18 protein-coding genes are annotated in these 19,304 nt (G+C 71.3%); 15 read left to right on the top strand and 3 right to left on the bottom strand.

Annotation, left to right across the window (positions count from 1 at the left end; genetic code table 11):
- Positions 1 to 7: 7 nt before the first annotated feature.
- From K7G61_RS30695 to K7G61_RS30745, 11 genes are all read left to right on the top strand, one after another.
- Entirely contained in the window at positions 8 to 1,363 is a 1,356-nt protein-coding gene (locus tag K7G61_RS30695) for an MraY family glycosyltransferase (RefSeq protein WP_225850317.1), read from the top strand.
- Between the two features lie 208 nt (positions 1,364 to 1,571).
- Positions 1,572 to 2,087: a hypothetical protein gene (locus tag K7G61_RS30700; protein WP_225850318.1), complete on the top strand. Its 516-nt coding sequence runs from the start codon at positions 1,572 to 1,574 to the stop codon at positions 2,085 to 2,087.
- Between the two features lie 294 nt (positions 2,088 to 2,381).
- On the top strand, positions 2,382 to 3,188 hold the full coding sequence (gene atpB / locus K7G61_RS30705; RefSeq protein WP_225850319.1) for a F0F1 ATP synthase subunit A: 807 nt from the start codon (positions 2,382 to 2,384) through the stop codon (positions 3,186 to 3,188).
- A 107-nt stretch (positions 3,189 to 3,295) separates the two neighbouring features.
- A complete protein-coding gene (gene atpE / locus K7G61_RS30710; RefSeq protein ID WP_225850320.1) occupies positions 3,296 to 3,541 on the top strand; it encodes an ATP synthase F0 subunit C in 246 nt (81 codons plus the stop codon).
- Positions 3,542 to 3,581: 40 nt separating this feature from the next.
- Positions 3,582 to 4,136, top strand: coding sequence for a F0F1 ATP synthase subunit B (locus K7G61_RS30715; protein WP_225850321.1), 555 nt, complete (start codon positions 3,582 to 3,584; stop codon positions 4,134 to 4,136).
- Entirely contained in the window at positions 4,133 to 4,948 is an 816-nt protein-coding gene (locus tag K7G61_RS30720; RefSeq protein WP_225850322.1) for a F0F1 ATP synthase subunit delta, read from the top strand. Before K7G61_RS30715 ends, K7G61_RS30720 begins: the two co-directional genes overlap by 4 nt.
- Positions 4,949 to 5,074: 126 nt before the next feature.
- A complete protein-coding gene (gene atpA / locus K7G61_RS30725; RefSeq protein WP_225850323.1) occupies positions 5,075 to 6,646 on the top strand; it encodes a F0F1 ATP synthase subunit alpha in 1,572 nt (523 codons plus the stop codon).
- A 4-nt stretch (positions 6,647 to 6,650) separates the two neighbouring features.
- Complete coding sequence (locus K7G61_RS30730) at positions 6,651 to 7,586, top strand: F0F1 ATP synthase subunit gamma (RefSeq protein WP_225850324.1); 936 nt, start codon at positions 6,651 to 6,653, stop codon at positions 7,584 to 7,586.
- A gap of 5 nt (positions 7,587 to 7,591) precedes the next feature.
- Complete coding sequence (gene atpD / locus K7G61_RS30735) at positions 7,592 to 9,037, top strand: F0F1 ATP synthase subunit beta (protein ID WP_225850325.1); 1,446 nt, start codon at positions 7,592 to 7,594, stop codon at positions 9,035 to 9,037.
- Between the two features lie 131 nt (positions 9,038 to 9,168).
- Entirely contained in the window at positions 9,169 to 9,543 is a 375-nt protein-coding gene (locus K7G61_RS30740; RefSeq protein WP_225850326.1) for a F0F1 ATP synthase subunit epsilon, read from the top strand.
- Between the two features lie 118 nt (positions 9,544 to 9,661).
- The gene (locus K7G61_RS30745) at positions 9,662 to 10,135 is read left to right on the top strand and encodes a DUF2550 domain-containing protein (RefSeq protein ID WP_225850338.1); all 474 of its coding nucleotides are present in this window, start codon (positions 9,662 to 9,664) and stop codon (positions 10,133 to 10,135) included.
- A 111-nt stretch (positions 10,136 to 10,246) separates the two neighbouring features.
- Here K7G61_RS30745 and K7G61_RS30750 read toward each other — a convergent pair whose 3' ends face one another.
- On the bottom strand, positions 10,247 to 10,819 hold the full coding sequence (locus tag K7G61_RS30750; RefSeq protein ID WP_225850327.1) for a cob(I)yrinic acid a,c-diamide adenosyltransferase: 573 nt from the start codon (positions 10,817 to 10,819) through the stop codon (positions 10,247 to 10,249).
- Positions 10,820 to 11,050: 231 nt separating this feature from the next.
- On the opposite strand from K7G61_RS30750, the gene K7G61_RS30755 reads away from it, so the two are divergent.
- The 3 genes from K7G61_RS30755 to K7G61_RS30765 all read left to right on the top strand — a co-directional run bounded on the left by K7G61_RS30755 (position 11,051) and on the right by K7G61_RS30765 (position 16,023).
- On the top strand, positions 11,051 to 11,899 hold the full coding sequence (locus K7G61_RS30755) for a 3-hydroxyacyl-CoA dehydrogenase family protein (protein ID WP_225850328.1): 849 nt from the start codon (positions 11,051 to 11,053) through the stop codon (positions 11,897 to 11,899).
- A gap of 178 nt (positions 11,900 to 12,077) precedes the next feature.
- A complete protein-coding gene (locus K7G61_RS30760; protein ID WP_225850329.1) occupies positions 12,078 to 12,377 on the top strand; it encodes an STAS domain-containing protein in 300 nt (99 codons plus the stop codon).
- A 235-nt stretch (positions 12,378 to 12,612) separates the two neighbouring features.
- Entirely contained in the window at positions 12,613 to 16,023 is a 3,411-nt protein-coding gene (locus K7G61_RS30765) for an ATP-binding protein (RefSeq protein ID WP_225850330.1), read from the top strand.
- A gap of 255 nt (positions 16,024 to 16,278) precedes the next feature.
- Here the strand turns inward: K7G61_RS30765 and K7G61_RS30770 are convergent, their stop codons facing one another.
- Complete coding sequence (locus K7G61_RS30770) at positions 16,279 to 17,055, bottom strand: alpha/beta fold hydrolase (RefSeq protein WP_225850331.1); 777 nt, start codon at positions 17,053 to 17,055, stop codon at positions 16,279 to 16,281.
- Between the two features lie 95 nt (positions 17,056 to 17,150).
- On the opposite strand from K7G61_RS30770, the gene K7G61_RS30775 reads away from it, so the two are divergent.
- Entirely contained in the window at positions 17,151 to 17,996 is an 846-nt protein-coding gene (locus K7G61_RS30775) for a helix-turn-helix domain-containing protein (protein ID WP_374204298.1), read from the top strand.
- A gap of 250 nt (positions 17,997 to 18,246) precedes the next feature.
- On the opposite strand, the gene K7G61_RS30780 is transcribed toward K7G61_RS30775, so the two are convergent.
- Positions 18,247 to 19,257 (bottom strand): NAD(P)/FAD-dependent oxidoreductase, encoded by a 1,011-nt coding sequence (locus K7G61_RS30780; protein WP_225850339.1) that lies wholly within the window; start codon positions 19,255 to 19,257, stop codon positions 18,247 to 18,249.
- Positions 19,258 to 19,304: the final 47 nt, after the last annotated feature.

The raw sequence follows: 19,304 nt of genomic DNA on the forward strand, positions 1-19,304 counted from the left end.
GCTGCTCGTGCGCGAGTATCTGCTGACCCTGTTCGTGACGGCGGCTGTCACGTACCTGCTGACCGGGCCGGTGCGGAAGTTCGCCATCGCGGCGGGCGCCATGCCGCCGATCCGGGACCGCGACGTGCACCGCGAACCGACCCCCCGGCTGGGCGGCATCGCCATGTTCGGCGGGCTGTGCGCGGGCATGGTCACCGCCGCGCACCTGACCAACCTCGGGGACACCTTCACCCTCACCAACGAACCGCGCGCGCTGCTGTCGGGCGCGGGCCTGATCTGGCTGCTGGGCGTCCTGGACGACAAGTGGGGCGTCGACGCGCTGATCAAGCTGGGCGTCCAGATGATCGCCGCCGGCGTGATGGTCATGCAGGGCCTCACCATCCTGTGGCTGCCGGTGCCCGGCGTCGGCACCGTCGCCCTCACCCCCATCCAGTCCACGCTGCTCACCGTCGCGCTGGTCGTCATCACCATCAACGCGGTCAACTTCGTCGACGGCCTGGACGGCCTGGCGGCCGGCATGGTGTGCATCGCGGCCGTCGCGTTCTTCATGTACGCCTACCGGATCTGGTACGGCCACGGCATCGAGGCCGCCGCGCCCGCGACGCTGTTCAGCGCGATCCTGATCGGCATGTGCCTGGGCTTCCTGCCGCACAACATCCACCCGGCGCGGATCTTCATGGGCGACTCCGGCTCCATGCTGATCGGCCTGGTGCTCGCCTCCGGCGCGATCTCCATCACCGGCCAGGTCGACCCCGACGCGATCACCACCTTCACCGGATCCACCCGCAACACCGTGCACTTCATGGTCCCGGTCTACATGCCGCTGCTGCTGCCGCTGACCATGATCGCCATCCCGGCCACCGACCTGGTGCTCGCCGTGGTGCGCAGGACCTGGAACGGCCAGTCGCCGTTCGCCGCCGACCGCGGCCACCTGCACCACCGGCTGCTGGAGATCGGCCACTCGCACAGCCGCGCGGTGCTGATCATGTACTTCTGGGCCGCGCTGTTCGCCTTCTCCGCGGTGGCCTTCTCGGTCAACTCCTCCAGCCTGACGATCGTGCTGGTGATCGTGGCGCTCAGCGCGGTCGGCCTGGTGGCGCTGCTGCTGCCGCGGGTACGGCCGCGGGCGCCGCGCTGGGCCGAGTCGTTCGTGCCGCCGCGCTACCGGGGCCGCCGCCGGCGGCTGGCCGCCGCGGCGGCCGCCGCCGAGCGCGAGATGCGCTCCGCCGACCGGCCCGCGCTGCACGGCTCCACCGCCATCGGCGACCGCGGGCTGCTGCCCGGCCGCGGCGGCCTCACCGGCGACGCCCGTACGGGTGCGCGGGGGGAGACCCGCGGGAGTGTCGACAGCACGCGTGTGTGACAGGCAGCACATCACCATGGTAAAGACCGCATCAAATACTTTGTGATACCGTTCACGAAAGCAGGGCCCACGCCGTTACACCCTGAGAGCGGTCGACACGGCACCGGAGGGTCCCCCCGCGCGAGCGGGGAAGCCCGTCCACAGCCCTGACTACGCTCGTCTCCGACGACATCCGCTTGTCCCAACTCCCGCCGGAGGAGCCGCCCCCATGCAGCCCAACGACGCCCGGATCCTGAAGGGGGCGGCGACGATCGCCGCCCCGGTCGGACTCGTCGCCACCGTCGTCAGTGCCGTCGTCGCCGGCGGCAAGGGGCTGACCGGCGGCCTGATGGCGCTGGCCGTGGTCGCGGCCTTCTTCGGCCTCGGCTCCTGGGCCCTGATGCGGATCACCCAGGACAAGCCGCAAGTGGCGATGGCCGCCGGAATGCTGGTCTACACCGTGCAGATCCTGCTGATCGGCATCTTCGTCATCGCCTTCAAGAACACCACCCTCTTCAACGGCCGGGCCTTCGCCCTGGTGCTGCTGTTCACCGCGCTGGCGTGGGTGGGCGGCCAGATCCGGCAGAGCCTCACCGCCAGAATGCTGTACGTGGACCCGCTGCCGTCCGTGCCCGGCACGTCCGTGCCCGCGAAGCCGGCCGCCCGCACGTCCGCGTCCGGAAAATCCGCGCCCGCCGAGGAGGACTCGCCTTCGCTGAAGACGGGGACCTCCCATGGGGGTTAAGGGCAGGGCAAGAGGTCGTCAAACTCATCTGCTATCGTCCGGAAGCGCATCCGGACGTGGGGGCCCCTCTCGAATGAGGCAGGTGCCGCCCCCTCGTCCTGCGGTGTACTCGGATCCGGTGCCGCCGCCCCGGCTGGGATCCCGGGCCGCCGGTCTTCGATGCGGGCTCTCAGCGGATCGCGGTGGCGCGGATGACTTCGCCACGCCACGTTCCCGGTGCCGACCTGCGGTCCCAGCGACCGCGCCGACACACACAGTTGCAGTCTTCTATGCGTCACGACGAAGGAGTCACGGGTGAGTGCCCACACGCTGCTCGCGGAGAGCGGATGCCACATCAACCATGACTGCGCGTTCCCCGCTCCGGGCCTCAACTCTTTCCAGTTCAAGCCGATCTTCAGCATCGGCAGCTTCGACTTCACCAAGCCGATGCTGCTCGCACTCATCTGCATGCTGCTCGTCGTCGGCTTCTTCTGGGCGGCTTTCGCCAAGCCGAAGCTGGTCCCCAGCAAGCTGCAGCTCGTCGGCGAGATCGGCTACACCTTCGTCGCCCGCAGCATCGCCCGCGAAGTGATCGGCAAGAAGGGCGACAAGTACGTGCCCTTCCTCACGTCGATCTTCTTCTTCGTGTGGATCATGAATGTGATGTCCATCATCCCGCTGGCGCAGTTCCCGGCGACCTCGCGCTTCGCGTACCCGGTCGTGCTCGCCGCGCTGGTGTGGCTGACCTACATGTTCCTCACGTTCAAGAAGCACGGCTTCAAGGGCGGCGTGAAGAACCTGGTCTGGCTCGACGGCCTGCCGAAGTTCCTGGTCCCGCTGATCGTCGTGCTGGAGTTCTTCTCCAACGTGATCCTGCGCCCATTCACCCTCGCGGTGCGGCTGTGGGCCAACATGTTCGCCGGCCACATGCTGATCGTGATGTTCAGCGTGGCGAGCTGGTACCTGCTGACCCCCTCGATCATGGCGGCCATCTCCGGCGGTTCGTTCCTGCTGGCCGTCGCCATGACCGCCCTCGAGGTCCTGATCCAGTTCCTCCAGGCGTACATCTTCACGCTCCTGACCTCGATCTACATCAGCGGAGCGCTCGAAGAGGGCCACTGATCCCGGCGGGTCGCCGACCCGTACCCGCACTACGCCTTCCCGTACCACAGCCGCTGGGAAGCCTCCCAGCGGACCGCATCGCACACATCACAAAGGAAGACAGGGAAATGTCTGCCGAGCTTGTTAACCTCGCCGCCGCCACCACCGCCGGCCGCCTGGGTGCCGTCGCCTACGGTCTGGCCGCCATCGGTCCCGGCGTCGGTATCGGTCTGGTCTTCGGCCACTCCATCGAGGCGATGGCCCGCCAGCCCGAAGCCATGCCGATCATCCGCACCAACATGTTCCTCGGCTTCGCGCTCTGCGAGGTGCTGGCCCTGCTCGGTCTGGTCGTTCCCTTCATCTTCAACAAGTGAGCTGAACGACCGGTAGCCACACTCGACGAAAGGTTCAGACATGATGACCTTCCTTGCGGAGGAGGGGGCGCAGAATCCCCTCATCCCCAGCAGCGCGGAACTGGTCGTCGGCCTGCTCTGCTTCTTCATCGTCTTCGGCATTCTTGGCAAGAAGCTCCTGCCCAACATCCAGAAGACCCTGGAAGAGCGGCACGACGCGATCGAGGGTGGCCTGGAGCGGGCGGCGGAAGCGCAGGCCGAAGCCAACCGCACGCTTGAGGAGTACAAGGCGCAGCTCGCCGAGGCCCGCCACGAGGCGGCCCGCATCACCGAGCAGGCCCGCGAGCAGGGCGCGCAGATCATCGCCGAGATGCGCGAGGAGGGCCAGCGGCAGCGCGAGGCCATCATCGCCGCCGGCCACGCCCAGATCGAGGCCGACCGCCGTCAGGTGACGGTCACGCTGCGGCAGGAGGTGGGCCGGATCGCCACCGACCTGGCCGGCAAACTGGTGGGCGAGTCCCTGGAGGACCACGCCCGGCAGAGCCGCACCATCGACCGGTTCCTCGACGGCCTTGAGGAGTCGGCGTCCGAGTCGGCGTCCGAGGCGGCGCGATGAACGGAGCGTCCCGCGAGGCACTGGCCGCCGCCCGCGAGCGGCTCGACGCGCTCGCCGACAACACGTCGGTGGACGTCACGAGGCTCGCCGGCGAACTGGCCGCCGTCACCGCGCTGCTCGACCGCGAAGGCGGTCTGCGCCGCGCCCTGACCGACCCGGCCCAGCCCGGCGAGGCCAAGGCGGCGCTGGTCCGGGGCCTGCTGGGCACGCAGGTCGGCGAGGAGACCCTCGACCTGGTCAGCGGCATGGTCAGGTCCCGCTGGTCGCGGTCGCGCGACCTGACGGACGCCGTCGAGGAGCTGGCCGACACCGCCGACCTGATCGCGGCCGAGCGGGCCGGCAACCTGGACGATGTCGAGGACGAGCTGTTCCGGTTCGGCCGCATCCTGGCGGGCAGCGGCGAACTGCGTGCCGCGCTCGCCAACCGGACGGCCGGCGGCGACGCCAAGTCCGAGCTGCTGCACACGCTGCTGGGCGGCCGCGCCGATCCGGTCACGGAACGGCTGGTCACCCGGCTGGTCACCGCGCCGCGAGGACGTAGCCTGGACAATGGGATCGAGGCCCTGTCCAAGCTGGCCGCCGCCCGCCGCAACCGGATGGTCGCGGAAGTGGTGTCCGCGATCCCGCTGACCGATCAGCAGAAGGAGCGGCTCGGAGCCGCGCTGGCCAGGATCTACGGCCGGCGGGTGCACCTGAACCTGGACGTGGACCCCGAGGTCCTCGGCGGGGTGCGGGTGCGCATCGGCGACGAGGTGATCAACGGCACGATCGCCGACCGCCTGGAAGAGGCGTCGCGGCGGATGGCCGGCTGACCACCCCGACGAATCAACAAGCCAACAAGCATGAAGGCGGCCCGGGTTGGGCCGGCAGAGTCCTTCGGGCCAGACCCCCGGAGGCCCCAGAAATTTCGGGCCCAACAAGGAGAGCAGGGAACCCAGATGGCGGAGCTTACGATCCGGCCGGAGGAGATCCGGGACGCGCTGGAGACGTTTGTCCAGTCGTACACGCCGGACGCCGCCTCGCGTGAGGAGGTCGGCACGGTCAGCGTTGCCGGAGACGGCATCGCGAGGGTCGAGGGCCTGCCCTCGGCCATGGCGAACGAGCTGCTGAGGTTCGAGGACGGCACGCTCGGCCTCGCCCTCAACCTCGAGGAGCGCGAGATCGGCGCCATCGTCCTCGGCGAGTTCAAGGGCATCGAGGAGGGCCAGCCGGTGCAGCGCACCGGCGAGGTGCTCTCGGTCGCCGTCGGCGAGGGCTACCTCGGCCGGGTCGTGGACCCGCTGGGCAACCCGATCGACGGCCTCGGCGAGATCCGGACCGAGGGCCGCCGGGCCCTGGAGCTGCAGGCCCCCACGGTCATGCAGCGCAAGTCCGTGCACGAGCCGATGCAGACCGGCCTGAAGGCCGTCGACTCCATGACCCCGATCGGCCGCGGCCAGCGCCAGCTCATCATCGGCGACCGGCAGACCGGCAAGACGGCCCTGGCGATCGACACGATCATCAACCAGCTCGACAACTGGCGCAGCGGCGACCCGAGCAAGCAGGTCCGCTGCATCTACGTCGCCATCGGCCAGAAGGGCTCCACCATCGCCGGCGTGCGCGCCGCGCTGGAGGAGGCCGGCGCGCTGGAGTACACCACGATCGTCGCCGCCCCGGCGTCCGACCCGGCCGGCTTCAAGTACCTCGCCCCGTACACCGGCTCGGCCATCGGCCAGCACTGGATGTACCAGGGCAAGCACGTGCTGATCGTCTTCGACGACCTCAGCAAGCAGGCCGACGCCTACCGCGCGGTCTCCCTGCTGCTGCGCCGCCCGCCGGGCCGCGAGGCCTACCCGGGCGACGTGTTCTACCTGCACTCCCGCCTGCTGGAGCGCTGCGCCAAGCTGTCGGACGAGCTCGGCGCCGGCTCGATGACGGGCCTGCCGATCGTGGAGACCAAGGCCAACGACGTCTCCGCGTTCATCCCGACCAACGTGATCTCCATCACCGACGGTCAGTGCTTCCTGGAGTCCGACCTGTTCAACGCCGGCCAGCGGCCCGCGCTGAACGTCGGTATCTCGGTCTCCCGGGTCGGCGGCTCGGCGCAGATCAAGGCCATGAAGTCCGTCGCCGGCCGGCTCCGCGTGGACCTCGCCCAGTTCCGCGAGCTGGAGGCGTTCGCCGCCTTCGGCTCCGACCTGGACGCGGCCTCCAAGGCGCAGCTGGAGCGCGGCCAGCGCATGGTCGAACTGCTCAAGCAGCCGCAGTACGCCCCGTTCGCCATCGAGGACCAGGTCGTCTCGATCTGGGCGGGCACCACCGGCAAGCTGGACGACGTACCCGTCGAGGACATCCGCCGCTTCGAGCGCGAGCTGCTGGACTACCTGCACCGCGAGCACAAGGCGCTGCTCACCGGCATCGTGGAGACCGGCAAGCTGGAGGACGGCACGGTCGACGCGCTGACCGAGGCCGTGGCCGCCTTCAAGAAGCGGTTCGAGACCTCCTCGGGCGCGCTCCTGGTCGAGGGCTGAGCGCATGGGTGCACAGATTCGGGTCTACAAGCGCCGGATCAGGAGCGTCACCGCCACCAAGAAGATCACCAAGGCGATGGAGATGATCGCGGCCTCGCGGATCATCAAGGCCCAGCGCCAGGTGGCGGCCTCCAGTCCGTACGCCGACGAACTCACCCGCGCGGTGACCGCGGTGGCGACCGGGTCCAACACCCGGCACCCGCTGACCACCGAGGCCGAGAACCCGACCCGGGCCGCGGTCCTGCTCGTCACGAGCGACCGCGGTCTGGCCGGCGGCTACTCGTCCAACGCGATCAAGGCCGCCGACCGGCTCGGTGAGCGGCTGCGCGCGCAGGGCAAGGAGGTCGACAGCTACATCGTCGGCCGCAAGGGCGTCGCGTACTACGGCTTCCGGCAGCGGGACGTCGCGCAGTCGTGGACCGGCTTCTCCGACAGCCCGCAGTACGCGCACGCCAAGCAGGTCGCCGCGCCGCTGATCGAGGCGCTGCTCAAGGAGACCTCCGAGGGCGGCGTGGACGAGCTGCACATCGTCTTCACGGAGTTCGTGTCGATGATGACGCAGGTCCCGGTCGACCGGCGGCTGCTGCCGCTGACCTTCGACGAGGCAGACGAGGCCGGCGAGGGCGGTGAGGGCGCCGAGCGCAAGAAGGGCGAGGCGCTGCCGCTGTTCGAGTTCGAGCCGTCGGCGGAGGGCGTGCTGGACGCGCTGCTGCCGCGTTACGTCGAGAGCCGGATCTACAACGCCCTGCTGCAGGCCGCCGCCTCCGAGCACGCGGCCCGCCGCCGGGCGATGAAGTCCGCCACCGACAACGCGGAGGACCTCATCAAGTCGCTCACGCGGCTTGCCAACGCGGCCCGACAGGCCGACATCACCCAGGAAATCAGCGAGATCGTCGGTGGCGCGAGCGCCCTGGCCGACGCGAACGCGGGGAGTGACTGACCACTATGACTGCCACTATTGACACCGTTGAAACCGCCACCGGCCGGGTGGCGCGGGTCATCGGCCCGGTCGTCGACGTGGAGTTCCCCGTCGACGCCATGCCGGAGATCTACAACGCGCTGCACGTCGACGTCGCCGACCCGTCCGCGGACGGCGCGACCAAGACGCTCACCCTGGAGGTCGCCCAGCACCTGGGCGACGGGCTGATCCGCGCCATCTCCATGCAGCCCACCGACGGCCTGGTCCGCCAGGCCCCGGTGACCGACACCGGCAACGGCATCACCGTGCCGGTCGGTGACGTCACCAAGGGCCGCGTCTTCAACACCCTCGGCGCGATCCTCAACGAGCCGGAGGCCGAGTCCGAGGTCACCGAGCGCTGGCCGATCCACCGCAAGGCCCCGGACTTCGACCAGCTCGAGTCCAAGACCGAGATGTTCGAGACCGGCCTGAAGGTCGTCGACCTGCTCACCCCGTACGTCAAGGGCGGCAAGATCGGCCTGTTCGGCGGCGCGGGCGTGGGCAAGACCGTGCTCATCCAGGAAATGATCATGCGTGTGGCCAAGCTGCACGAGGGCGTTTCCGTGTTCGCCGGCGTCGGCGAGCGCACCCGTGAGGGCAACGACCTGATCGCGGAGATGGCCGAGTCCGGCGTGCTCCCGCAGACCGCGCTGGTCTTCGGTCAGATGGACGAGCCGCCGGGCACCCGGCTGCGGGTCGCGCTGGCCGGCCTGACCATGGCGGAGTACTTCCGCGACGTGCAGAAGCAGGACGTGCTGTTCTTCATCGACAACATCTTCCGCTTCACCCAGGCCGGCTCCGAGGTCTCCACGCTGCTCGGCCGCATGCCCTCCGCGGTGGGCTACCAGCCGAACCTGGCCGACGAGATGGGTCAGCTCCAGGAGCGCATCACCTCCACCCGCGGCCACTCGATCACCTCGATGCAGGCGATCTACGTGCCCGCGGACGACCTGACCGACCCCGCCCCGGCGACCACCTTCGCCCACCTCGACGCGACGACCGTGCTCTCGCGGCCGATCTCGGAGAAGGGCATCTACCCCGCGGTGGACCCGCTGGACTCCACGTCCCGCATCCTGGACCCGCGCTACATCTCGCAGGAGCACTACGACTGCGCCTCGCGCGTCAAGGGGATCCTGCAGAAGTACAAGGACCTGCAGGACATCATCTCCATCCTCGGCATCGACGAGCTCGGCGAGGAGGACAAGCTCACCGTCTTCCGCGCCCGCCGCATCGAGCGCTTCCTGTCGCAGAACACCCACGCGGCGAAGCAGTTCACCGGCGTGGACGGCTCGGACGTGTCGCTGGACGAGTCCATCTCGGCGTTCAACGCGATCGCCGACGGTGAGTTCGACCACTTCCCGGAGCAGGCGTTCTTCATGTGCGGCGGCCTGGACGACCTCAAGGCCAACGCCAAGAAGCTCGGCGTCAGCTGAACCCGGTGACCGGGGGGCGGCCCCGGGACTCCCTCGCGGAGCCCCGGGCCCGCCCCCCGGTCGCAACCCCTTATTCTGTGTCTTAGGCATTACGCATCCCCGCACGGTGGGTGCCGAACCGAGGAGCCGTCTTGGCCGATCTTCACGTCGAGCTGGTCGCGGCGGACCGCAATGTGTGGTCCGGCGAGGCCCACATGGTCATCGCCCGGACCAAGTCCGGTGACATCGGCATCATGGCCGGTCACCAGCCCCTGCTCGGTGTCCTTGAGTCCGGCCCGGTGACCGTCCGCACCAGCGACGGCGGTACCGTCGTCGCCGCGGTGCACGGCGGGTTCATCTCCTTCGCCGACAACAAGCTCTCGATTCTCGCCGAGATCGCCGAGCTGGCCGAGGAGATCGACATCGCCCGCGCCGAGCGGGCACTGGAGCGTTCGAAGTCCGAGGCCGACGCGGCGGCCGAGCGCCGCGCGGAGGTCCGGCTGGCCGCCGCGGCGGGCGCCCGCTGAACGCGACGCCGGCTTCCGTACCACCAGGTACAACCGCAGGACCACGGTGCCGCGGACTGCCTTACCGGGCGGTCCGCGGCTCCGCCGCAGCTGATTACTTTCGAGGCGAGGAGGCATGATGGACGTGATCCTCGCTTTCGAGGCGGCCGGAGTGATTGTCGCGGCCGGCCTGCTGGGGCTGTTCCTCTTCGGCCTGCGCCGCCGGCTGATCCAGCGCTCCGGTGGCACCTTCGACTGCTCGCTGCGGCCCGCCCCGCCCGAGGGCGCCGACCTCGCCGCGGGCGGGGGCGTCCCGAGCGGCAAGGGCTGGGTCTACGGGGTCGCCCGCTACAGCAGCGACCGCGTGGAGTGGTTCCGGGTCTTCTCGTACGCCTTCCGCCCCCGCCGGGTCCTCGAACGCCCCGCGATCGAGGTGCTCGGCCGGCGCGCCCCGCAGGGTTCGGAGGAGCTGGCCCTGCTGTCGGACGCGGTGGTGCTCACCTGCGCCCACCGGGGCACCCGGCTGGAGCTGGCGATGAGCGACGACGCCCTGACCGGTTTCCTCGCCTGGCTGGAGGCGGCACCCCCCGGGCAGCGGGTGAACGTGGCGTAGGCCGGACCGGGAGCCGACGGGCGGCGGTGTCGGCTCCCGGCTGCCGCAGCGTAGAAAGGTCTGGACCAAAGGGCAAGAGGTCCGGACCGACCGTGCGGCCCCGGCCGGCCCTCAGCGGTTCGCGCCCGGCACCCACAGCACGTCGCCCAGCTCCTTGTTCGCCGTCCTGGCCAGGATGAACAGCAGGTCCGACAGGCGGTTGAGATACGTGGCCGTCAGCGGGTTCATCGTCTCCCCGTGTTCGGCCAGGGCCGCCCACGTCGAGCGCTCCGCGCGCCGGACGACCGTGCACGCCTGGTGGAGCAGGGCGGCGCCCGCGGTCCCGCCGGGCAGGATGAAGCTGCGCAGCTTCTCCAGGTCCGCCAGGAACCGGTCGCAGTCGGCCTCCAGGCGGTCGACGTACGACTGCTCGACCCGCAGCGGCGGGTACTTCGGGTCGGGGACCACCGGCGTCGACAGGTCCGCCCCCACGTCGAACAGGTCGTTCTGGACCCGCACCAGGACGGCGGCCACCGGCTCCGGCAGGCCGCCGAGCGCGAGGGCGACCCCGATGACCGCGTTCGCCTCGCTGGCGTCCGCGTACGCGCCGATCCGCGAGTCCGTCTTCGCCGTACGGCTCATGTCGCCCAGCGAGGTCGTGCCGTCGTCGCCGGTGCGGGTGTAGATACGCGTGAGGTTGACCATGCCTGTGAGCGTAGGCCCTCCGCGGGCCGTCCACGCGGCCCGCCCCCGCCGCCGCTGCCGGGAGGTCCCCCTTCCCCTCGCCGGCGGGTGCCCCGACTCGGCGTCGTGCGACCAACGACACACGGTGACGCGGGCGACAACTGCTGCGGCGGGCGGTGAACGGGCGTTAAGGTCCGGCCAGACCCCCCGACCAACCAGACCCCCGACGAACGCGAACGGAAGGTGTGTGCCGTGGCGAAGAAGCTCGCCGTCATCGGAGCCGGACTGATGGGCTCCGGCATCGCGCAGGTCTCGGCCCAGGCCGGGTACGAGGTGGTCCTGCGGGACGTCACGGACGAGGCCCTCGCGCGCGGCACCGACGCGATCCGGTCGTCGTACGAGAAGTTCACCGCCAAGGGGAAGATGACGGCCGAGGACGCCGAGGCGGCGCTGGCCCGCATCACCCCCACCACCGACCTCGACGCGGCCGCGGACGCCGACGTCGTCGTCGAGGCGGTCTTCGAGAAGATCGAGGTCAAGCAGGAGATCTTCCGCGCACTTGACGGGATCGTGCGCGAGGACGCCGTCCTGGCGTCCAACACCTCCGCCATCCCGATCACCAAGATCGCCGCCGTGACGAAGCGCCCCGAACGCGTGGTCGGCACCCACTTCTTCTCCCCGGTGCCGCTCATGCAGCTGTGCGAACTCGTCCGCGGCCTGAAGACCAGTGACGAGACGCTGGCCCGCGCCCGCGCCTTCGCCGAGGAGACCGGCAAGACCTGCGTGGTCGTCAACCGCGACGTCGCCGGCTTCGTCACCACCCGGCTGATCTCGGCACTCGTCGTCGAGGCGGTCAAGCTGTACGAGTCCGGGGTCGCCTCGGCCGAGGACATCGACACCGCCTGCAGGCTCGGGTTCGGCCACGCCATGGGGCCGCTGGCCACCGCCGATCTGACCGGCGTGGACATCCTGCTGCACGCCACCGGCAACATCTACACCGAGTCGCAGGACGAGAAGTTCGCCCCGCCGGAGCTCATGCGGCGCATGGTGGACGCCGGTGACCTGGGCCGCAAGGCCGGGCAGGGCTTCTACTCGTACTGAGTCCGCACCAATGGACATCGCTCGGACGAGTGAATTCGGTATCGGTTCGCTCACAGACGGCAACTTCTCTATGCAACGGGCCGTCAGGTGTGTGAAGACATACGGATCCGTGCCGTGCTGACGCCGCTTCAGCGCGGTGGCCCGCACGGCTCACGTTCAGCGCTTCAGGGGAGTGACTATGCACATCAGGGGCGACCACGCCGAGCTGGCCGTCGGGGGGCGCCTCGACGTACGCAGCGCGGCTGACGCCCGGACGGCCCTGCACGACGCGGTCGACGCCGGCCGCGGCGACCTCGTACTCGACCTCACCGAACTCGACTCCTGGGACGCGACCGGACTGGGCGTCATCATGGGCGCCCACCGCCGGGCCGGACGCGCCAACCGGAGATTGGTGCTGCGCGGCGTGCCACCGCAGATGCAGCGTCTGCTCGTTGCCACCCGGCTGCACAGGATCCTGGCGATCGAGGCCGAAAGATGAGGTAGGGCGGTGGCACCCCGCCCTTCGTGGATCCCGCCCTTCAGAGAAACCGGGCGAGCCCTTAGAGTGTGGGCTCACATGGCCGTGAGGCGTGCCATCCGGGGGACCCCCGCCGCAGGCAGGGGAACCCGGCAGAGGGCCGGAGACGGAAGCGGAAGCCGCGGCGGCTTCCGGGACGGTCCGCGGCGGCCCCCATATGTGACGCAGTTCGGGACGCACCTGGGGGGCGTACGACATGGATGAGCACAGCGCTGAGCCGGGCGGTGGCCGCCCGGGCGAACGGGAGCCGTTCGAGGCGTACCAGGATCACGAGGCGTACCAGGACCACGAGCCGGCGCAGGCGTACGAGCCGGCGCAGGCCGTCGAGCGCGCGGATCAGGGGCAGTTCGAAGAGGCCGGGCAGGCGGGCGGGACCGGCGTCCTTCCCGGCGGGGAAGCGGCCGGCGGGACTGACGGGACCGACGGGACCGACGGGACCGGCTCGGGCGGCGACGTGACGAGGACGGCCGAGCTGCCGGGCGCCGGTGGCGAGTTCGGCGGTTTCGGGGGGCTCGGAGGGCTCGGGGGGTTCGACGCCTTCGACGCTTTCGATGCCTTCGGCACCAAGACCCCGGCGCGGCCGGCGGCCGGGCTGCCCGTACCGCTGCCGCCCGTCGCGCCCCTGTCGCCGGTCGCACCGCGCCAGGGCCTCGGCGGCCGGTGGCCGGAGCTGCCCGAGCCGCCCGGTCCGCTCGCCCTGCCGGCGCGCGCGGGAAGCGGACCGTCAGGGGACGCGGCCCCCGCCGGACCGCCCGCGCCCTCGCTGTTCGACAGCACCGCGCCCCTGCCCAAGCTGCCCGCCCGGCTCACCCGGGACCCGCACGTGCCGGAGATCGGCACGCCCAGCGGCGCCGGCGCCCGGGCCCGGCAGGTCGTCGCGGGGGAGTACCGGCTGACCGTCAACCCGGTCGACGGCACCGAGGTCGCCCTCTGCCCGCCCGGTGAGCGTCCCGTCCCGGAGCGGCGCACCCGCGAGGAGCGCGACGCGCGGATGTCCGCCGCGCGCCCCGCGCCGCCCCCCGGCCCGCCCGCCCCCGAACTCCCCCTGCTGGAGCGCGAGGAGGAGCGGGAGCGGCTGATACGGCTGCTGGCCCGGGGCCGTTCCCTACGGGTCACCGGTCCGTCCGGCGGCGGCCGCACCGCCCTGCTGGAGTCCGTGGCCAACGCCTGCGGCGACCTCGCCCCCGACGGGGTCCTGTGGCTCTCCGGCTACCGGCGCACTCCCGGCGACCTGCTGCAGGACCTCTACACCGCGGTCTACGGCGGCGACGGCTACCGCCCCGGCCGCGCCGAACTGCCCGGCCTGCTGCGCGAGGTCGGCGCGGTCATCGTGGTCGACGACCTGGAGTTCGGCGGCGCCGCCCTGGAGGAGGTGCTGGCCACCGCGCCGGAATGCGCCTTCCTGATGTCCGCCACGCCCGACGTGCCGGCCCCCGCCCCCGACTCCATGGTCGAGGAGGTGTTCCTGCCCGGCCTGACCCGGGTGGCCTGCGTCGACCTGCTCCAACTGGCCGCCGGCCGCCCGCTGGCGGAGGACGAGATCGCCTGGGCCGCCGACCTGTGGTTCGAGTCGGAGGGGCTGCCGCTGCGGTTCGTCCAGGCGGGGGCGCTGCTGCGCCAGCGCGACGCCCTGCGTCCGCCGGCCGCGCCGACGGGCGCGGCTTCGGCCCCGGATGCGCCTTCGGCCCCGGGCGCGGACCCGGCTCCCGGAGACGCCGACGAGTGGGACGACTCGGTGTGGGAGAAGGGTTCGCCGGGCGCGGCCGCCGGCCGCCGCAAGGAGTTCGGCGAACTGCCCGACCTCACCGGGTTCGGCGGGTTCGGTGGACCGGCCGGGACGCCGGACGCCGCCCGGCCGGGCGAGGCCGGGGAGGCCGCGGGGGAGCCGCCGTTCGACCCGCTGCCGGGACACGCCGGCGTACGGGTGCCCGCGTATCCCGTGCCCAGGTATCCCGCTCCCGCGGACGAGCCGCCGCCGCTTCCGTCCCTCGCGGAGAGCGCCGCTCCCGCCGACCTCCTGGCCTCCCGGCTCAGCGAGTCGGCACGGGAGGCGCTGGCCTTCGCCGTCGCGCTGGACGGGGAGTGCCCGCACGCCTCGCACCTGCCCGCGCTCGTCGGGGACACCCACGGTGACGCGGCACTGGGCGAGTTGACCGCGGTGGGCCTCGCCGTACCCGTCGCCTCGCACTTCCGGCTCGCCGCCGGGGTCGTCCAGCAGATGTCCGTCACCCTCGCGGCCGACGGCGAACTCACCGACGTCCAGGCGCACAGCGCGGCCCTGCACTACTCCTGGTGGACCGGGCACCCCTCGGTGGCGCCCGAGCGGGTCGCGGCCGAGTCCGAGGCGATCCTGGCGGCCATGGCGGCGGCCAGGGACGGCGACCACGCGAGCGCCGCCGTACTCCTGGCACGTACGGTCGCGCCGGTCTTCGCCGCGGCCCTGCACTGGGGCGCCTGGGAGCGGGCGCTGCGGATCGGCCAGGAGGCCGCCCGGCACAGCGGCGAGGTCGCGGAAGAGGCGTACTTCCACCACGAGTTGGGCGTGCTCGCGCTGTGCTCGGGCAACCTCGACCGGGCCCGCGCGGAACTGGAGGCGTCCATCGCCCTGCGGGGCGCCCTCGCCGACCGCCAGGGCTCCGTGCTGGGCCGCCGTACCCTCGCCCTGGTCGGCGACATCGCCGGCGACCTCCCGGACGCGCCCGAGCCCCTCGCGCTCACGGCGCCCGCGGAGACGACCCTCGCCCTGACCGCCGGGCCGGCTCCGGCCCTCGCGGTCATCGCCAAACCCCCGGCGCCCGCCCACCACTCCGCCGGGCCCGCCCGCCTCGCCCTGCGGGCCTCCCGCCGCAACCTCGTCGCCGCCGGCACGGGCGTCCTCCTCGCGGGCGTCCTGGGCACGATCGTCACCCTGGGCGCGACCTCGCACAGTTCCTCCGACACCCCCGACCAGGTCAAACCGATCGAATCCGTCCAGCAGAACCCGCCGGACGACACGACCTCGGCCCCGGAGGACGGCACGTCGCCCCCGGCGGCGCCCCCGGCCTCCACCTCGACCACACCCACACCCTCGACCACCCCGTCGACCAACAGCCCGGGCACGGTGGTCACGAACGGCGGCCTCACCAGCCCGCCCAACGCCCCGACGGCGCCTCCCCGTTCCCCCTCCTCCACCACCGGCGGCACCTCGGGCGGCGGTCACTCCACGACGGGCGGCGGTACGACCGGTGGCACCATGACCTCGGGCGGTTCGTCATCCGGCGCCGTGACCACGGGCGGCTCGTCCGCGGGTACGACCGGTGGCTCGACCGGCGGTACGACCGGTGGCACGACCTCGGGCGGCTCGTCCACGGGCGGCTCGTCCACGGGCACGACCTCCGGCTCGACCGGCGGTACCACCAGCGGCTCCACCAGCGGTACGACGAGTGGTTCGTCCAGCGGTGCGACCGGTGGCACGACCTCGGGCGGCTCGACCGACACGCCCACGCCCACTCCAAGCGACAGCACGACCAGCGCCGGCGCCACCACCACCGACTCGGCGTCGGCCTCGGCGTCGGCCTCCACCACCGCCTCCACGACCGAGGCCGCAAGCACCACCCCCGCCGCTTGAGCCCGGTTCGGCACCGCCGGCCCGCACCGTCGTGGCTGCTCGCCGCCGCGGCGGGATGAAAGGTCGAAAGGTGCCGCCGCACCTTTCGAGTCGGCGGTCCCGGTGTGGGGCCCACTCGGCCCGACCTGAGGCCGCGAGGCGGGCGCAGTGGGCCGTTCGCCGCGCAGCAGCCGCATGACATCGGCGGTCGTCAAACCGCGGACGTCCGCCGCGGTGGCCGTGCCGGCCCTGTTCTCGTACGGCTACGGCCACCGGTCAGGCGGCCGGTGCGAACGCGGTGATCGCGTCGACGAGTTCGTCGGGGGCTTCGAGCGGGATGAGGTGCCCGGTGTTCGCGATCACCGCGAACTGTGCTCCGGAGAGGTAGGGAAGGAGGTTGCGGCGCAGCACGTCGGCGGGTTCGACGCGGTCGTGCTCGCCGGCGATGACGAGGGCCGGGACGCTGATCATGCGGGTGTGTTCGGTGATGTCCTCGGCGATGCCGCGCAGCGGCCATTGCGTGCGCGCCGCCTCGGCGCCGGCCCGGGAGTCCGCGATGATCTGTGCCTTGAGTCGCGCCGGCAGGTCGGTGGCGGTCAGGACGGTGTCCCTCGCGCCGGCGACGGACTCTTCGGTGTCGTAGGCGTGGGAGAGGAACTCGCGGTACTCGGCGGTGATCTCCGCGGCCGGCCTGGCCGGTCCGGATCCGACGAGGACTACCCCCCGCAGACGGGCGGGGCGCGTCGCGGCGACGAGTTGCGCCACCTTGCCACCCATGGAGTGCCCGACCAGGACGTAGTCGTCGATTCCGGCGTCGGCGAGGACGGCGACGGTGTCATCGGCGAGCCGGCGGAGCGTGTAGGGCCCGGGGAGCGTGTTCGAACGGCTCCACCCGCGGAAGTCGACCGCGAGCGTGTCGCGGCCCGGCAGACGGTCCACGACCAGGTCCCAGGTGCGGGCGGACCCGCCCCAGTAGTGCAGGAAGACCAGGGTCGGGCCCGTGCCCCTGCGATGGTCGTATGCGGGCAGGGAAAGGTGCTGTGTGCTGGTCATGCGGGGATCCTCCGGTCTCGCCTTGCGGCTGGTTTCGCCGTGGTTCCATTGGACCGCCGGGCGCGGGTCGGGACATCGGCACGACTGGACGGCTGATGGTGAAAACTGGACTCGTGGCAACGATCCGGCACATGACCTATCAGCCCGTCGAGCGCGGGGCATCGTCAGTCGAGGTGATGGCGTTCCAACGGCTCCGGGACATCAACGACCGCGGCACGCAACGAGCCGACTTCCACGTCCTGGCTCTCGTCGACGAAGGGGACGGCAAGGTCACGGTCGACTTCGTCTCCCACCCGCTCTCGGCGCGGACCGCAGTGTGGATCCCGCCCGGCGCGGTGCACCGCTGGGACGACATCAGCCGCGTGGCGGGACACCTGGTGCTCTTCGTCCCGACCGCGCCGGTAACGCACCGCACGCGCGAGCTGGTCGCCTCTCCCGATCTCGCCGCCCGGTGGCCGGTGCCCGCCGAGGCCTGGCCGTTCGTCGACGCGGCACGCAGGCACCTCGTCCTGGAGGCGGCCGCCCTGGCCGATGACCCGTCGACGGAGCTGCCCGCGATCCTGCTGTCCGCATTGATCACCCGCGTCGAGCCCCCGCATCGCGAGGCGCGCTCGGCAAACCCGACGTTCCAGCTGTTCCGCTCGAGCGTCGAGGCGCATTTCCGGACCCACCACGACGCCGGTTACTACGCGGCTACGCTCGGGTTCGCCCCGCGTACCCTGACCCGGGCAGTGCAGCAGGTCACCGGGCGTACCGCGAAGGCGTACATCGTGGAACGGATCGTGCTCGAGGCGAAGCGCCTGCTGGCCCACGAACGCGTCACCGCGGCGCGATGTGCGAGCGAACTCGGGTTCCCGGATCCGTCGAACTTCTCGCTCTTCTTCCTGAACGCGACGGGCCTGCGCCCAGGCGCCTGGCAGGCGGCGACGATCCTGGACTGACCCGTCATCTGCCAGCGACCAGCATGAGCATCCCGATACCCACTCACGCCAGCCCCCTGACCAGCGCCTTCAGCCTGCACACCGCTCGGTTGGCCCGATCACCGGCTACGAAAATCCTGTATGAGCCAGGAACTGCACCCAATCGGCTTCGCCCCTCGGGTCATGCGGCAGGCCCTGCCGCATGGTGGTGCTCACGGGCAGGGCCTGGCGGCGGCGATGACGAGGTGTTGCGGAAGCGCCTCGCCGCTTGCTATGCGAGGCCTTCCAGACCGTGGGCGCGGGTCCCCAGAACGCGTCGCGACACTTCTGCTTCCATCGTGCCGTCGAACGGCATTGCCGACGCTGCTTCGCGGGCCTCGGTGGCCCGTCGGGCGTCTTCGAGGATGAGGTCCATGTTGATGGCGCCACCTGCGGTGTTTCCGGCGGCGGCGGACTGGGGCACGGCAGCGAGGACGTCGCTGACGTTACCGGCGGCCCACACGCCCTGGACGCCGGTGAATCCTGAGGGGTCGACGGCGACCTGGACGCCGGGGACGGCGGGGTGCGGATTGAGTGTGAGGCCGAGGTCTTCGAGGAAGCCACCGCGGGCGGAGAAGGCCGGCGCGACGACAAGGGTGTCGAGGGGGATGACGGTGCCGGAGGCCAGGCGGGCCCCGGTCAGCTTGTCTTGTTCGGTGTCGGTCTCGAGGGCGGCGACGGCGCCGTGGATTACTTCGATGCCGAGGGCGGCGAGCTGCTCCCACTGTTCGTCGGTGAGCTCTGCCTGTGCGTGGTGGGCGAAGAGGGTGACCTGGTCGGTCATCTGACGGAACAACAGGACTTGATGGAAGTTGCCCAGGACGCCGACCTTGGTTTCGCGGGCTTCCCAGCCGTGGCAGTACACGCAGTGGATCACGTCGTGGCCCCACCTCTCGGCCAGGCCGGGGATGTCGGGCAATTCGTCGATCAGGCCAGTGGTCACCAGGACGCGCCGGGCACGGGCGCGCTGTCCGTCCTGGGTGGTGACGGTGAAGGTGCTGTCGACGCGCTCGACGCGCTCGACTCGGCCGTTGACGACTTCTCCGCCGTAGGAGGCGACTTCCTCCCGGCCTATGCGAAGGAGCTCCAGGGGGGAGATGCCTTCGCGGCCCAGGATGTTGTGGGCGCCGACTCGCGCGGCGGGGGCGTTGCGGGGTTCGCCTGCGTCGATGACGAGGACGGAGCGCCGTACGCGAGTCAGCAGCGGGGCGGCGGACAGGCCGGCGACGCCCCCGCCGACCACGACGACGTCCCAGGTACGGCCTTCGGTGCTCTTCGGTTCATTGGTGT

This window comes from Streptomyces sp. HPF1205 (genome assembly GCF_020400825.1).
GTDB lineage: Bacteria > Actinomycetota > Actinomycetes > Streptomycetales > Streptomycetaceae > Actinacidiphila.

Coding starts and splice junctions, on each gene's coding strand:
- K7G61_RS30700 (WP_225850318.1), top strand. CDS start 1,572: ATGCAGCCCAACGACGCCCGGATCCTGAAGGGGGCGGCGACGATCGCC.
- atpE (WP_225850320.1), top strand. CDS start 3,296: ATGTCTGCCGAGCTTGTTAACCTCGCCGCCGCCACCACCGCCGGCCGC.
- K7G61_RS30715 (WP_225850321.1), top strand. CDS start 3,582: ATGATGACCTTCCTTGCGGAGGAGGGGGCGCAGAATCCCCTCATCCCC.
- K7G61_RS30720 (WP_225850322.1), top strand. CDS start 4,133: ATGAACGGAGCGTCCCGCGAGGCACTGGCCGCCGCCCGCGAGCGGCTC.
- atpA (WP_225850323.1), top strand. CDS start 5,075: ATGGCGGAGCTTACGATCCGGCCGGAGGAGATCCGGGACGCGCTGGAG.
- K7G61_RS30730 (WP_225850324.1), top strand. CDS start 6,651: ATGGGTGCACAGATTCGGGTCTACAAGCGCCGGATCAGGAGCGTCACC.
- atpD (WP_225850325.1), top strand. CDS start 7,592: ATGACTGCCACTATTGACACCGTTGAAACCGCCACCGGCCGGGTGGCG.
- K7G61_RS30745 (WP_225850338.1), top strand. CDS start 9,662: ATGGACGTGATCCTCGCTTTCGAGGCGGCCGGAGTGATTGTCGCGGCC.
- K7G61_RS30750 (WP_225850327.1), bottom strand. CDS start 10,819: ATGGTCAACCTCACGCGTATCTACACCCGCACCGGCGACGACGGCACG.
- K7G61_RS30760 (WP_225850329.1), top strand. CDS start 12,078: ATGCACATCAGGGGCGACCACGCCGAGCTGGCCGTCGGGGGGCGCCTC.
- K7G61_RS30765 (WP_225850330.1), top strand. CDS start 12,613: ATGGATGAGCACAGCGCTGAGCCGGGCGGTGGCCGCCCGGGCGAACGG.
- K7G61_RS30770 (WP_225850331.1), bottom strand. CDS start 17,055: ATGACCAGCACACAGCACCTTTCCCTGCCCGCATACGACCATCGCAGG.
- K7G61_RS30775 (WP_374204298.1), top strand. CDS start 17,151: ATGGTGAAAACTGGACTCGTGGCAACGATCCGGCACATGACCTATCAG.